The sequence below is a fragment of the Rhodococcus sp. O3 genome, from assembly GCF_048897285.1.
In the GTDB taxonomy this organism is placed as follows: domain Bacteria; phylum Actinomycetota; class Actinomycetes; order Mycobacteriales; family Mycobacteriaceae; genus Rhodococcus.
In genome coordinates this window covers 41,311-55,629 of record NZ_JBMBTE010000010.1, presented here as the reverse complement: position 1 = coordinate 55,629, position 14,319 = coordinate 41,311, and the positions used below count along the sequence as shown (strand labels likewise).

At 68.7% G+C, this 14,319-nt stretch carries 12 protein-coding genes; 4 read left to right on the top strand and 8 right to left on the bottom strand.

Annotated features, from left to right (window positions below):
* Positions 1–39 precede the first annotated feature (39 nt).
* On the bottom strand, positions 40–1,506 hold the full coding sequence (locus ACN675_RS05450; protein WP_420749894.1) for an FAD-dependent oxidoreductase: 1,467 nt from the start codon (positions 1,504–1,506) through the stop codon (positions 40–42).
* 25 nt (positions 1,507–1,531) lie between these two features.
* Positions 1,532–2,380: an LLM class F420-dependent oxidoreductase gene (locus ACN675_RS05445; RefSeq protein ID WP_420749893.1), complete on the bottom strand. Its 849-nt coding sequence runs from the start codon at positions 2,378–2,380 to the stop codon at positions 1,532–1,534.
* Positions 2,381–2,675: 295 nt separating this feature from the next.
* Between ACN675_RS05445 and ACN675_RS05440 the strand changes: the two genes are divergently transcribed.
* Complete coding sequence (locus ACN675_RS05440; RefSeq protein ID WP_420749892.1) at positions 2,676–3,326, top strand: TetR family transcriptional regulator; 651 nt, start codon at positions 2,676–2,678, stop codon at positions 3,324–3,326.
* Positions 3,327–3,413: 87 nt separating this feature from the next.
* Here the strand turns inward: ACN675_RS05440 and ACN675_RS05435 are convergent, their stop codons facing one another.
* The gene (locus ACN675_RS05435; RefSeq protein WP_420749891.1) at positions 3,414–4,253 is read right to left on the bottom strand and encodes a hypothetical protein; all 840 of its coding nucleotides are present in this window, start codon (positions 4,251–4,253) and stop codon (positions 3,414–3,416) included.
* A 228-nt stretch (positions 4,254–4,481) separates the two neighbouring features.
* Here ACN675_RS05435 and ACN675_RS05430 point away from each other — a divergent pair, with 228 nt between their 5' ends.
* Positions 4,482–4,688: a hypothetical protein gene (locus ACN675_RS05430; RefSeq protein ID WP_197254543.1), complete on the top strand. Its 207-nt coding sequence runs from the start codon at positions 4,482–4,484 to the stop codon at positions 4,686–4,688.
* A gap of 27 nt (positions 4,689–4,715) precedes the next feature.
* Here the strand turns inward: ACN675_RS05430 and ACN675_RS05425 are convergent, their stop codons facing one another.
* The 3 genes from ACN675_RS05425 to ACN675_RS05415 are packed head-to-tail and all read right to left on the bottom strand — an operon-like array spanning position 4,716 to position 9,714.
* Positions 4,716–5,972: a lysylphosphatidylglycerol synthase transmembrane domain-containing protein gene (locus tag ACN675_RS05425; RefSeq protein WP_420749890.1), complete on the bottom strand. Its 1,257-nt coding sequence runs from the start codon at positions 5,970–5,972 to the stop codon at positions 4,716–4,718.
* Between the two features lie 5 nt (positions 5,973–5,977).
* Entirely contained in the window at positions 5,978–7,411 is a 1,434-nt protein-coding gene (locus tag ACN675_RS05420) for an HAD-IB family hydrolase (protein ID WP_420749889.1), read from the bottom strand.
* Positions 7,408–9,714: a glycerol-3-phosphate 1-O-acyltransferase gene (locus ACN675_RS05415; RefSeq protein ID WP_420749888.1), complete on the bottom strand. Its 2,307-nt coding sequence runs from the start codon at positions 9,712–9,714 to the stop codon at positions 7,408–7,410. Before ACN675_RS05415 ends, ACN675_RS05420 begins: the two co-directional genes overlap by 4 nt.
* A gap of 304 nt (positions 9,715–10,018) precedes the next feature.
* Between ACN675_RS05415 and ACN675_RS05410 the strand changes: the two genes are divergently transcribed.
* Together ACN675_RS05410 and ACN675_RS05405 are read left to right on the top strand one after the other, a co-directional pair.
* Complete coding sequence (locus ACN675_RS05410) at positions 10,019–11,488, top strand: AAA family ATPase (protein ID WP_420749887.1); 1,470 nt, start codon at positions 10,019–10,021, stop codon at positions 11,486–11,488.
* Between the two features lie 60 nt (positions 11,489–11,548).
* Positions 11,549–12,274, top strand: a complete 726-nt coding sequence (locus tag ACN675_RS05405) for a VIT1/CCC1 transporter family protein (RefSeq protein ID WP_420749886.1) — start codon at positions 11,549–11,551, stop codon at positions 12,272–12,274.
* Between the two features lie 56 nt (positions 12,275–12,330).
* On the opposite strand, the gene ACN675_RS05400 is transcribed toward ACN675_RS05405, so the two are convergent.
* Positions 12,331–13,221, bottom strand: a complete 891-nt coding sequence (locus tag ACN675_RS05400; RefSeq protein WP_420749885.1) for a universal stress protein — start codon at positions 13,219–13,221, stop codon at positions 12,331–12,333.
* An 82-nt stretch (positions 13,222–13,303) separates the two neighbouring features.
* Positions 13,304–14,296 (bottom strand): zinc-binding alcohol dehydrogenase family protein, encoded by a 993-nt coding sequence (locus ACN675_RS05395; RefSeq protein ID WP_420749922.1) that lies wholly within the window; start codon positions 14,294–14,296, stop codon positions 13,304–13,306.
* Positions 14,297–14,319 lie beyond the last annotated feature (23 nt).

Genomic DNA, 14,319 nt, shown 5'->3' with positions numbered 1-14,319 from the left:
CTCTGCTGTCGAACGGCAGAGAGGCACCCGTCCTGTGCGTCAGCCCTTGGCGGCGGAGATGCCGGCGCGGCGGCCGAAGAAGCTGCCGTCGCCGAGGGAGGTTCCGCTCGCATACCCGCCGGCACACACACCGGACGTGCAACGACCGGCCGCGAACAGGCCGGGGATCGGCTCACCGGAGACGTGCAGCACCTCCGAGTCGACGGTGGTGCGCAGGCCCCCGAGCGTGAACCCGGCCGTGAAGTTGCGCAGGTCCAGCGCGGCGACCGGGGTGCCGATGGGCTTGACCCACTCGCTCTTCTTGCCGAGGACCGGATCCTCCCCGTTCGCGGCATGCCGGTTGTACACCTCGACGGTGGCCTGCAGGGTTCCGGCGGGCAGACCCATCTCCGCTTCGAGTTCCTCGACCGTCTCCGCCGCCCACTTCGGCGGGTACCGGAAATACGCCGTGGAACTCTGTGTGGCGCAACCTTCTTCGTAGGCGGCCTCGTCGATGACGAGGAAAGCCTGATTGCCGTTCTCGAAGAGGGTGAGCTGGCCGATCCGGCCCGGGTAGGTGTCCTCCGGGACGTACCGCTGCCCGCGGGCGTTGACGAGAATGCCGCGTGCCAGGAGCTGGGGGTCGCCGAAGAACGCGACCTCGGTCGCGTCCATGTGCGCGAGGTCGGCGCCGAGGGCCTGTGCCATGCGGATACCGCGGCCGTCGTGCTCCTCGACCGCGGCACCGGGCTTGCCGATCAGCTTCGGCGCGTACGCCTCGACCATCTCCTGGTTGTAGGCGAAACTGCCCGTCGCCAGGACGACGCCGCGGCGCGCCCGCACGTGCAGGTCCTTGCCGTACCGCTTGGCCGAGATACCGACGACGCGCCCGGTGTCGTCGACGATGAGGCGCTGCACGCGCACGTCGTACTCGGATTTGACCCCGAGCTTTTCGGCGGTCTCGGCGAGCGGCTTCATGATCATGTAGCCGCCGCCCTGCTCGCCGGTGCGCTTGTTGCTCATCTGCGGCACGTGTCCGCGGGGCGCAGGCGTGGCGATCTCGTTGAACGGTGCCGCGTTCTCGCCACCGGAGTACATCAGCCCGTCGTCGCCGGGGATCTCCCAGCCCGGTTCACCCCAGAAGCTCTCCTTGAACACGACGCCGTTCTCGACCAGCCAGTTGTAATGGTCGACGCTGCCCTCGCAGTATTCGGTGAGCTTTGCGTCGTCGGTGCCGGGGCCGAGTGCCGCCGCCATGAAGGTCTTCATGTTCTCGGGGGTGTCCTCGAACCCCAGCGCCTTCTGCAGCGGGGTGCCGCCGCCGAGGTACAGGATGCCGCCCGACAGCGAGGCCGCTCCGCCCCAGCCGCCGGTGCGTTCGAGGACCAGGACGTCGGCCCCGGCGCGCGCGGCCTCGATGGACGCGGAGACACCGGCGATCCCGTTGCCGGCGATGACGACGTCGGCCTCGAAGTCCCAGGCGGAGATCTCCTCGGCGCGCAGGGGGTGCAGGGGAGTAGAGGTCATGGTTGTCCGTTTCTGGTCGTGCGGTTCAGTAGTGGGCGATCTTGGTTGCGAGATGTTCGATGTACGCGAGGACCTCGTCCTCTGAGCGGTCGGGCAGACCGAAGACCACTTCGGTGACACCGACCTCGCGCCACACGCGCAGTTCGTCGAGGTCGGGCCGGCCCGCCAGGGCGAGAACCTCGGGGCTGCCTTCGCGTCCCGCCTCGGTCCACATCTTCTGCAGGCGCAGGACGTGCTCGTCGATGTTGCGGTCGCGCGGCGTGGTGATCCAGCCGTCGGCGGAGCGGACGATCCACTCGAAGTTGCGGTCGGTCGGACCGGCGCCGAGGAGGATCGGCGGCCGCGGCTGCCGGACGGGCTTGGGCCACGCCCAGCTCGGGCCGAATTCGACGAATTTGCCGTGGTATTCGGCTTCCTCCTGGGTCCACAGCGCGGCCATCGCCTCGAGGTATTCGCGCAGCGCGGTCCGGCGTTTCTTGGGGTCCACCCCGTGATCGGCGAGTTCCTCTGCGTTCCAACCGAATCCGACACCGAGGGCGACGCGGCCGCCGGAGAGGTGATCGAGGGTCGCGATCGTCTTGGCCAGGGTGATCGGATCGTGCTCGAGCGGCAGCGCGACCGACGTGCCGAGGCGGATGGTCGAGGTGACGGCGGCGGCGAGGCCGAGCGTCACCCACGGGTCGAGGGTGCGCATGTAGCGGTCGTCGGGAAGGGTTGCGTCGCCGGTTCCGGGATGGGCCGATTCCCGGTTGATCGGGATGTGGGTGTGTTCGGGCACGTAGAAGCTGTCGAAGCCGTGGGCTTCGGCGGCTTTCGCGGCGGAGTCGGGGCGGATGCCGCGATCGCTGGTGAACAGGGTGATGCCGTGGCGCACGGTGATCCCTCTCTCTTCCGGTGACTGTCAAGAAATGTAACGCGTTCTACCTTTCTGTGGAAGGACTTTATGGACAGGTGTCTGATTTTGTGTCCGATTGCGGTATTCACGCGGTATTCACACTGGTCGGTGGGCAGGCGGGGCGCACTCCGGGTTCCCTCTCAGTGGGACGCGCGCTGCCCGACGCGGGGCCTCGAGGCAGTGTCGTCGAGTGCGGGGCAGTGTCGTCGAGGGCGGAAGGCTGCGGAGACCGCTCCACTACGCTGGTTCGGTAGACCACACGGAAGGTGACGTGATGCCGAAGGAGCCGACGACGGGCCAAGCGCAGCCGACGAGGGCGGACGGGCCGCCGGGTTCCGGGCTCAGGCCGGCGCAACGTGCGCGGTACGACCGCATCATCGCCTCGGCGAAGGAACTCGCCACCGAGGGTGGGTACGACGCGGTGCAGATGCGCGCTGTCGCCGAACGCTCGGGAGTCGCGCTCGGCACCGTCTACCGCTACTTCCCCTCGAAGAACCATCTGCTCGTGGTGGCCACCCTGCAGATGTTCGAGCAGTTCGCGGAGCAGTTCGACGTCGAGCACACCCCCGGTTCGTCGCCGCGGGAACGGGTCATGTGGGTGCTGCACGGCGCGCTGGCGCAACTCGAGCGTGAACCCCGGCTGTACGACGCGCTGGTGCGGGCTTCGATGTTCGCCGATTCCTCCTCGGCGGCCGAACTGGACCGGCTCGGCAAGGTCATCACCGCCATGTACGCCCGCGCGGCGGGCATCGAGACGATCACCGAGGAGCTCGAGAACGCCGTCCGCATCATCACCGATGTGTGGATGTCGAGTCTGGTGAGCTGGGCGGCGGGACGGCAGACGGCGGAGCAGATGATCGCACACATGGATACTGCGGTCGGGCTGGTGTTCTCCCGGCTGGAGCGGTTGCAGAAAGCGAGCTGACCCGGCCCCACGCAGGGTGGGACCGGGTCGGCGGTGCTGCTGTACGGGGTGAGTGGTGTTGCGCCCCGGTGCTATTCGGCTCCGGTGTTATTCGGTCGCTGCCGGGACGTCGACGATGCCGACCGTCGGCAGGAAGAAGCACGACGTCTCGCCGTTGGTGACCGTGCCGAACACGGCCGCGAGGACCGTGCCGGAACCGGTGTCGACCGGCGCCACGCGGACCCCGCCGAGCGGGACGGCGCTCGCGAAGAACTGTGCGATGGCCTTTTCGACCACGGGGCGTGCCAGATCCGGAATTTCTTTCGGCACCGCCGCGGCCGCGGCCTCGCCGATCGTGCCCATCGGGACGAAGCCGCCCTGGAAGGTGCTGACGTTGAACCACGCGACCTGCATGCCGGTCGTGTCCTCGCCGTCGCGTTCGATCCCGGCCGGGACGAACGCGAACAGCGTCTGACCGGCCTCGACTGCGTTGATCTTCAGATCCTTCAGCAGCGAGACGGGAGCCAGGTCCGGCCACGGCCCGGGGACCGCACCCGCGACCGCCGGTGCGATGCCGAGCGGCAGGCCGCTGTCGTTGTTGCAGAACGGTGCGCCGGTCGGGTACAGGAACGGCTCGATACCGAGTTTGCGCAGGAACTCGATGGCGTCCTGGTAGGCGGAGACGGGGTTCGCATCGGCGACGTCGGTGACGCCGCCGCGCGCACCGGCGATTGCTTCCGCCGCGGCGACCGCGGTGGCGTCCGCACCCGCTGTGCTGTGCAGTGCGTCGAGCACCGCGGGAAGGGGGGTCACGACGGGTGCCGGCTCGGCGGCAGGGGCGACGGGGTCCGCAGACGCAACGGTCGGGAGGGCAAGCGCGACGGCGGCTGTGACGGTGGCGGCCGCACTCGTCAGACGCATCCGGTGACGGGTGGTCCTGCGTGTCATGTACTGCTCCTGTGCGTGTCGGGACGGTGGTCGTCCGCACCCCAAACTCTAAAGTCTCAAGTGATAGTTGAGGGTGCTGGAGACAGCAGACCATACGGGACGCGGGGAGGCGAACCCGCCGCGCGACTGCGTTATCCAAACGAAATGTCGCGTGTGCCCGAATCGGAACGGCATCGATCATCGCGGAGAGGACACTGGACCCAGGGGATTCTTCACCTGGAGTGGGTCATGGGAGCTTTGAAGGGTTTGCTCGGCGTAGTGGTGGGACTCCTGACCGCGGTACTCGGCACGGTCGTAGGAGTGCTCGCGGCAGTGGTGTGGTTGCTCGGGGCAATCCTGTGCGTGACGATCCTCCTGCTGCCACTCGGAATCCCGGTCATCAGGCTCGCCAACCGTCTGTTCGGACTGGCGGGGCAGCTCATGCACCTGCCGTGACCGACGCTCGGTCGTCCTTCCGCCGCGTCAGTCGTCCTTCCACAACGTGCCCAGATCGGGGCCGGGCTCGTCGTCCGCCGTCGCCCCCCGATAGCGCAGGGCGAACACGATCCACCCGATGACCGCGATCATCAGGAAGCTGATCAGCCGGTACACCACGACCGCCGAGAGGGCCTGGGCGCCGGTCATGCCGCTGGCGGTCAGTGCCGGGACGAGCACCGCGTCCATGACCCCGAGGCCGGCGGGCAGCAGCGGGATCGCGCGGCTCGCCGCGGTTCCGGCCGCGTAGGCCACCGCGATACCCGCCAGGCTGGGGGTTCCGCCGATCGCGTACGCCGCGAACGCCAGGCACGCGCCGTCGCACAACCAGTTGAGGATCGACCACGAGAACGCACGCAGCGTGTGCGGGCGATCCAGCTGGACGGCGCCCAGCTGGTCCACGATTCGCTTCCAGGCCCGCACCCACGTGCGTTCCGGCTTCTTGCGCAGCCGGTTGAAGCCGCGCAGCGCGATGATTCCGATCGTTTCGAGCGATCCGGGATTGCTCGCGGCGTACTGCACGAGCACGACGAACGCTGCGAACCCGCCGATCGAGAAGATCAGGGAGAACGGGTTGGTGGTCGCACCGACGAGCAGTGCACCGACGAGACCCAGCAACGCGAGGCCTGCAGCCTGCAATAGGCCGGCCATCACCAGCTGCCAGGTCGCGACCACCGGGCTGGCGCCCCACTTGCGCATCTGCCGATACGTGAAGGTGGTGCCGATGACCGGACCACCGGGAAGGGTGACGCTCATCGAGTTCGCGGCATAGGACACCGACAGAGACTGCCGCTGCGTGACGGTGACAGCGGCGGCGGACAGCAGGGTTCGCTGCACCCGCGCGAAGCTCGACATCTCGAGCAGCGACGCCCCGATCGCGGCCGCGACCCACTGCCAGTGCAGGTCGCCGAGGGACTTGACGCTGGTCGACAGTTCCGGCCAGATCAGCACCACCTCGACCGTCAGGACGACGACGAGCACGACCCCGACGATCCACTTCAGGTACCGCTTGTGAGCCGGTCTCAGGCCGTTGCCGTTGCCGTTCCCGTTCTCGGTGCCGCTGCCGTTCTCGGTGTCGTTGCCGTTCTCGGTCTCGCTGCCGGTGTCGCTGCCGCTGTTCGCGGTGGCACCGTCGCTGCTGTGCCCGGCGCCGTCCCGGCCGCTGCTGTCGTCCCGGTCGCCGCTGTTCCTGTCGTCGCGGTCTCCGTCGTCGTCGTGAGGCTCGCCGGACTCGGTTTCGCTCATGCTCGTCATGCGTCTGCAGGCCAGTGGGCGAGGGTGTCGCGGTAGAGGTCCTCGACGGTCTGGATGTGTTCGTCGAGGTTCTCCGGCGTCCAGTCGCTGACGTCGATCGGTTCGAGGATCGCGACGTCGACGGTTCCGGAGCGCAGCAACGTCGAGTGCTTCCACAGCATTTCACCGGCGTTGCGGATCACCACCGGCACGATCGGTACGCCGGCCTGCATCGCGATGTGGAACGCGCCCTTCTTGAAACGCCCGATCTCGGGAGTCAGCGAACGGGTGCCCTCGGGAGCGATGACGACGGACGTGCCGCCGCGCAGCGTGTCCACGACCGGGCCGAGGGCCGCCTTCGCCTGATCGGTGTTCTGGCGGTCGACGAACGTGGCACCGACGAAACGCAGCAGCGGCCCGAACATGGGGTCGTTCGCCATCTCCTTCTTGGTGACGCCGGTGAAGTCGTGCCGCAGCACCTTCGCGAGGATCACCGGATCGAGCTGGCTCTGGTGGTTGAAGATGAACACCGCCGGACGCTGTACCCACGCGTTGGATTCGCCGTGCACGCGCACGTCGATGCCGGCCAGCGCGAGTGAGACGTCCGCGCCGATCCCGGTCATCGAATCCAGCGCGACCTTCTTGCTTCGGTTGACCAGGCCGAGCCCGATGCCGGTCCACACCGATCCGAACAGGCCGCCGTAGGCCGCGACGGTACGGACCAGTTCCTTGACGCCGGGTGTGCCGCGCGGCCGGAACTGCAGGATCGGCCATTCACGTTCGAGGGCGATCTTCGTGAGCGTGCTGTCCGGGTTCGTGGGAGTCGGATTACCCATCGTGGCAAGGAAATCGACGTCCTCACCGCCGTTCGAATAGGTGTAGCTCGCGGCGCGGTCGATGCCGTGTTCCTCCGCGAATGCGATCGCGGCTGCCGCTTTTCCGCTGCGCCACAGTGACTTTCCGTCGACCTTGCCGGTCAGCACCCCGTCCTTGACCTCGAGTGGCGTGTACAGAATGTGCTCGACACCGAGCGCGTCCGCCGACGCCTGGATCTGGTAGCGGGACGCCGACGAGGCGATCACGACGGTGTGCCCTGCCGCCTGGTGTGCCCGGATCAGCTGCCACGCTTCGGGATAGATGTGCCCTGCGATCGTCGACGCGAACAGCCGCCGTCCGATCTCGTACAGCTCGTCCTCGGTATGTCCGCCCCACGCCTTGAACGCGATCGCCACGAATCGTTCGAAATCGGCTTCGCTGTCGGTTCCGCGCAATCCGTTGAGCATCGTGCCGGCCAGTTCTGCGGCACTGACCTTCCCGGCGAGCAACCGGTCCCGGAAGAAGTGCAGTCCCGAGAAGCCGTGCACGATGGTGCCGTCGAAATCGAAGAGCGCTGCGACCTGCGGTCCCTGCGGCCCGGACCGGACCCGCTCCAGTGCCTGCTCGATGTTCACCGATCCGCCTTCCTGTTCGACACGTCGAGGGACTCCGCGAGCTGTACTCGCTCACCGACCGCGAGAAGGTCCTCGGCGAACGCGCGGCGCCGCTCGCGGATCTCCTCGCCGCCGATCTCGAGCAGACCACGATTGCCCGCCAGTTGCAGCGCGGTCGCGAACAACTCCGACGATACCGATTCCGGTCCGTACAACCGGCCCTGCAGCAGCATCTGGGTACCCACCGCCACGCACTCGTCGAGGAACGCCTTGCGGTCCAGCTTCAGCGTCGGGTCGTGCAGCGCCAACCGCTCGGCGACCACGAGCTGGGCGTCGAAGAACGACCGCAGCGTGCGGTGCACCATGAAGAAGCCGGTCTCGATGAGAGCGGTCAGCGCGTCCTGCGCGGATACGGGCAGCTCTTCGCTCCAATCGGCGACCAGCAGCGCCAGCTCCTCCCGCATCTGGGCTTCGAAGGTGTCGCGATCCGGGAAGAAGAACTCGAATTTGAGGAGATCGCGCAGCTTCTTCGCTTCCTCCCAGGCGGCTGTGACGGGGTTGTCGCCCGGATTCCGGTGCGCATGGAGGATCGCGAGCTCGAGGATCGAGCGGTTGACGAACCAGTGCACGCCGCTGTTGCGGTAGAACGCGGCGACCAGATGCTGTCCGGGCTGGATCGAATAGACCGGTTCCTCGCCGCCGGCATAGGTGGTGACCACTCCCGCGTCGGTGAGCGAGTCGAGCACCCTCGCGAGCCCGCCCTCGACGTCCAGGACGGACAGTTCACCCTGAGGCACGTCACGGGCCTCGATGTACCGGCGGACCGGGGCGATCACCGCCCGCACCTCCTCGAGCGTCAGCGCCCGGTCACGCACCCCCAGCAGCGCGAGCGTCACCAGGCAGTTCACCGTGATCGGGGTGGCACAGTTGATGCCGACCGCGACCTCGAACGCGACCTTCTGCAGCGCCTTCCGGGTCCGGTCCAGATGTTCGGTCTCGTCCCGGACGGGCTCGGACAGCGCGGGGTCGCCGCCGGAGGTCAGGAGTTCACGCATCGACAGAGGTTCCCCGAACCGGACGTACACGTTTCCGGCGCTGCGCCGCTGGCTGCGGGCGTACCGGGCCAGCCAGGTCAGGCCCTCCGGCTTCTTCGTCGCACCGGTCTGCTCGGCGGCGACGGCGGCCACCTCGGCGAGTCCCTCGTAGGTGATCGACACCGGCACCAGCGCCGCGTCCTCGACGCGCCCGGTCCGGATCGCGTTGGCCACGTAGTTGAGGAGCCCGTACCTGGGCGCACGCAGTTTGCCCGTGCGGGTGCGCCCGCCCTCGAAGTACCACTCCAGGTTGAAACGTTTCGTCAGCAGATACGCGAAGTACTCCTCGAGTGCCGCCTTGTAGACGGCGTCGTCACCGAAGCTGCGGCGGATGAACACGGTGCCGGTACGACGCGCGATCGGGCCGATCGGCCAGAACGTCAGATTCGCGCCGCCCATGAGGTGATTCCGCGGGAACTCGTTGTTGGCGAGGATGTCCCCGAGCACGAACGCATCGGCGTACGAGCGGTGCGACGGCAGGAACACCAGCGGCCGCCTCCGGTTGAGATCACGCAACGCCCGCAGTCCCGACTCGTCCGCCCGCACACTCCACGCCGACGAGTGCAGCGGGCGCATCGCCTGCGTGAACAGGTCCGTGACCAGGCGGGACTGCACGGCGACGAGTTCGCCGAGCACGGCACGGGCACGCGCGTCGACTTCCTCCCGAGGGAGGTTGTGCTCGTCGGCGATTTCCGCGAGTTTGCGGCGGAACGACCCGGTATCCATGATCTGCTCGGCTACGAGACGCGGCACCTTGTAGCGGTCGCCGATGACGGCCCGCTCGGCGCGTTCGAGCGCGACCACCGCGCGCCGGGTGATGTACCGCGCGAGCGAGTCCGGTGCCGGGTCGCCGTCGTCCGCGTGCAGCGCCGAGCGCAGGTCGCTCAGCCGTGCCGGCTCGGCCACGACGATCCGGTGCCGGTCGGGGGACCGGCCGACGAGCCACTGCTGGATCAACCGGTTCGGGTTGCGTGGATTGGTCAGCGCCAGAATGTCGGAGAACCGCACCCGGCGGGCACCGTCGCGGGCGGCAGGCAACCACACCACCCTCACCGGCACGACGAGCGGATCGTCGGTGCGCGGCACGAGTTCGGAGGCCAGGATCCGGGAGTCCAGGTCGACAACTGCGGGAGTGGGGTCCGCCGAGTACTCGGCGGGCAGGCCGCCCGAGCGTATCCAGCGGGTGATCAGATCCCGTTCGATCGACGTGGTGGCCGCGGCGACCACCACGGTCGGTCCGCTCGATGCCCCGGCGCCCCTTGTCCCGGCGCCCGATGTCCCAGTTCCCGATGTCCCAGTTCCCGATGTAGCCGCACCCGATGTCCCCGAGCCGCGATGCTCGTTCACGATCATGCCTCCCCGTCTGCGGTACCGCCCCACAGCAAACTACCTCGTGAACAGGGCTCTGCTCGGTACAACGACACGACGGAGCCGCTGCACTGGCGTCGCCGGGCGAACGGGTGCACGCTGAGGCAAGGTTGACCACGACGCGCCCCCACAGCGGAGGTGGCCCGTCGGGAACGGAGGGAAGACGGTGTCCGAGACCGGCCCGTACGCGCAGATCCGGGAGACCCACACGTCGGTGGTGTTCTTCGTCGGTGATCGGGTGCACAAGATGAAGAAGCCTCTCGACCTCGGTTTCCTGGACAACCGCACCCGCGCGGCGCGCGAGAGCGTGTGCCACCGCGAGGTCGATCTGAACCGGCGGCTGGCGCCCGACGTGTATCTGGGGGTCGCCGACGTCCACGGCCCGGACGGGCAGGTCTGCGAGCATCTCGTCGAGATGCGGCGCCTGCCGGACGAGCGTCGGCTGGCCGCGCTCGTCGCTCGCGGGGAGAACATCGACACGGTCGTCGAGCAGGTGGCCCGGCAGGTCGCCGGGCTGCACGCCGCGTCGCCGCGGGATCCGGCCATCGACCGATGCGCGACCCTGGATTTCCTGACGGACCTGTGGCGTCAGAGCCTCGACCATCTCGAGCGGCTTCCGGTCGGAATCGACGCTGCCGGACTGCTCGCGCGGATCCGCACGTCCGCGAACCGTTACCTCGAGGGGCGGGCGCCGCTGTTCGCGGAGCGCATCGCCGACGGCCGTGCCGTGGACGGACACGGGGACATGCTCGCCGACGACATCTTCTGCCTCGACGACGGTCCGCGGATCATCGACTGCCTCGAGTTCGACGACGAACTGCGTTACGGCGACGGTGCACTCGACATCGCATTCCTCGCGATGGACCTCGAACGGCTCGGTGCCCGCGAGGCCGCACACCGGCTGCTGAGCGCGTACGCGGAGTTCTCCGGGGACACGTGCCCAGCCTCGCTGATGCACCACTACATCGCCTATCGGGCGTTGGTGCGGGCCAAGGTCACCGCGCTGCGTCACGATCAGGGAGACGCGGCGTCCCGCGAGGTGTCGCTCGGGCTGCTCGACCAGGTGGCCCACAATCTCGACCGCGGCCGGGTCCGGCTCGTTCTCGTCGGCGGTCTGTCCGCGACCGGCAAGACCACCGTGTCGCGGCTGATCGGGACGCATCTCGACGCGGTGGTGCTGCGCAGCGACGTGATCCGCAAGGAACTCGCGGGTCTCGATCCGGTCACCGACGCGAGCGCCGACGTCGATTCCGGGTTGTACACGCGGGAAAACACCGACGCGACGTACGCCGAAATGCTGCGCCGCGCGCGCATCGCGCTGTCGCTCGGAACGTCCGTGGTGCTCGACGCAACCTGGCTCGTCGAGTCGCGGCGTGTCGAGGCCCGGCGGCTCGCGGACGAGGCGAGCGCCGACGTGATCGAGATCGAATGCTGCGCCGATCCGGCAGTCCTGTTGCGCCGCATCATTTCCCGGCGCGAGCAGGGAGGCGACGCCTCCGATGCGACACCGGCGGTGCTCGACGAGCAGTTGCACCGCCGTGAGGAGTGGCCGTCGGCGCAGGTCATCGACACGACCGACGGCACGCTGCCCGATACCGAACACCTCGAGCGTCTCGTCGGTCCCGGACCCTGGTGACCGGGTGAGGACAGCCTCGCATTGCTACCGCGTTGTGCCGCAACGATCTAGCCTGACGAAGTGTCGACTCGCGAAACCACCGGACGCCCCGTCCACGAACCTCACCGAACCGGTACCGCCGCGAAGCTGAATTGGCTGCGCGCGGGGGTCATGGGTGCCAACGACGGCATCGTCTCCACGGCCGGTCTCGTCGTGGGTGTCGCGGCCGCGACCACCGAGGTGCCGGCGATCCTCACCGCCGGTTTCGCGGGTCTGTCGGCGGGTGCCGTATCGATGGCGCTCGGCGAATACGTCTCGGTCAGTGCGCAACGTGACACCGAGCGGGCCATGCTGCGCATCGAACGACGAGAGCTCGAGCAGATGCCGGAGGCGGAACTCGAGGAGCTGACCGGGCTGCTGCAGGCCAAGGGCCTCGAACCGGACACCGCGCGCGCGGCGGCGGAGGAACTGACCGAACGCAACGCGCTGGCCGCGCACGCGGAGGTCGAATTGGGAATCCACCCGGACGAGCTGGCGAATCCGTGGGCGGCGGCGCTGTCGTCGGCGGTGTCGTTCATCGTCGGCGCGCTCGTGCCGCTACTGGTGGTGGTGCTGCCGCCGGAGCATCTGCGCGTCCCGATCACGTTCGTGGCGGTGCTCGTGGCGCTGGCACTCACCGGGACCATCAGCGCGAGCCTCGGTGGTGCCCGGCGAGTGCGGGCAGTGGTGCGGGTCGTGATCGGCGGGGCGATCGCGATGGCCGTGACGTTCGGGGTCGGCTACCTGTTCGGTACCACGGTGGGCTGACGAAGGTTCGCCGCCCGCCGCGGTACCGAAGTAGGCGATGCGCCGCGATCGTGGCTTTACTTGTTGCGGGCGATCAGGACCGGGCAGGGGGCCTTGTGCACCAGGTTCTGGCTGGTCGAGCCGAGCAGGGCGGCGGCGATCTGCCCGCGGCCGTGACTGCCGACGACGACGAGCTGTGCGTCGTCGAGCTGGCCCAGCAGAACCTTCGCGGCCGGTCCGCGTTCGACGACGCGACGCACCTCGACGTCGGGGAACTCGTCCTGCTTACCTGCGAGCGCTTCCGCGAACACCGCGGTTTCCGCTTCCTGGACCGCGTCCCAGTCCACGAGGGTGGCGGTCGCGCCGGTGCCGAGCGCCGCGTCGCCGATCCACGAGTGCGCCGCGACGAGCGGAACGCCGAGGGCGTCCGCCAGCGTGAAGGCGTACGACACTGCGGCCCTGGACAGTTCGCTGCCGTCGACACCGACGACGATCGGCTTGTCGTTGGGCAGCGGATTCTCGCTGTTGCCGCGCCACACCACGACCGGGCACGGTGCGTTGTTGGCGACGCGCAGCACGGTGGAGCCGAGCAGGAAGTTCTCGATGGCGCCCGCGCCGGTCGCGCCGACCACGACGACGCGGGCGTCGTCGGCTGCCTCGAGCAGCGCGTTGGTGGCGGGGCCGGGGCCGATGTAGCTCTCGACGGTGAGGCCGGGCTGTTCGGCGCGGATCAGGTCGCTGACGTCGGCGAGCAGCTTCTCACCGTCGGCTTTGAGCTGGTCGAACATCTGGGACTGGATGAGCACCGCGGACTCGCTGTAGAAGATGCCCTCGCTGGGGAGCGCGTGGACGAGGCGCAACGGAAGCTCCAGCCGGGCGGCGAGGGCGGCAGCCCATCGGGCGGCGGCAGTGGCGGTGGCGGATCCGTCCAGACCCGCGACGACGGCCTTGGTCACGTGCGTGCTCATCGTTGAGCCTCCATTCTCGTGAGGGACTGCAGGTCGAGACTATCCGCTGGTGCGGCAGGAGAGGGCGGCGTCGTGCTGTGGTCTACGGCACGAGCACCGCCGCCCCTGCGAATCGGCCCTCGGACAGGTCCCTGAGTGCCCGGTCGGCCCCGTCGAGCGGGTACGGCGTCGTCGTGACGTGCAGGCGGTGTTCGCCCGCGAACGCGAGGAATTCGTGTGCGTCACGGCGTGTGTTGGCGGTGACGCTGCGAACCGTTCTCTCCCGGAACAGGTGTCGCTGATAGTTCAGGCTGGGCACGTCCGTGAGGTGGATGCCGGCGAGCGCGAGTGTTCCCCCGGCGTCGAGGGCTTCGAGCGCGGTCGGCACCAGTTCCCCGGCCGGGGCGAACAGGATCGCCGAGTCGAGCGGTTCCGGAGGTGTGTCGTAGGCACCCTGCGCCGAGGACGCGCCGAGTTCGAGTGCCAGCCGCCGGGCGTCGTCGCCGCGGGTCATCACGTGCACCCGAATGCCTTGTGCGAGCGCGACCTGAGCCGTCAGGTGTGCGCTCCCGCCGAAGCCGTAGAGGCCGAGCGTGCCGCCGGGCGGAACCTGCGCGCGCAACAGCGCGCGATAGCCGATGATGCCCGCGCACAGCAGCGGCGCCAGCGTCTGCGGGTCGTATCCGGACGGCACGGGCAATGCGAAATCGGCTGGAACGGTTGCAAATTCGGCGTAGCCACCGTCGGCATCCCAGCCGGTGTAGGTGGAGTCCGGGCACAGGTTCTCGTCGCCGCGCAGGCAGTATCGGCACCGTCCGCACGTGCTGCGCAGCCATGGAATCCCCACCCGGTCACCGATCGCGTGTGTCCCGAGGTCGCCGCCGATCACCTCGGCGACCACCTCGTGTCCGGGCACCACATGCTGCCGGTGCACGGGCAGATCCCCCTCGGCGACGTGCAGATCGGTGCGGCACACGCCGCACGCGAGCACCCGCACGAGCAGTTCGCCGTCGCCCGGTTCGGGTGCTGGTTCGCGCACCGCGCGAAGGGGACCCCCGGCGATGGGTCCCGGTGTCTGTACCCGCCAGGCCCGCATTGTCTGTCCGGTGTTCATGCCGC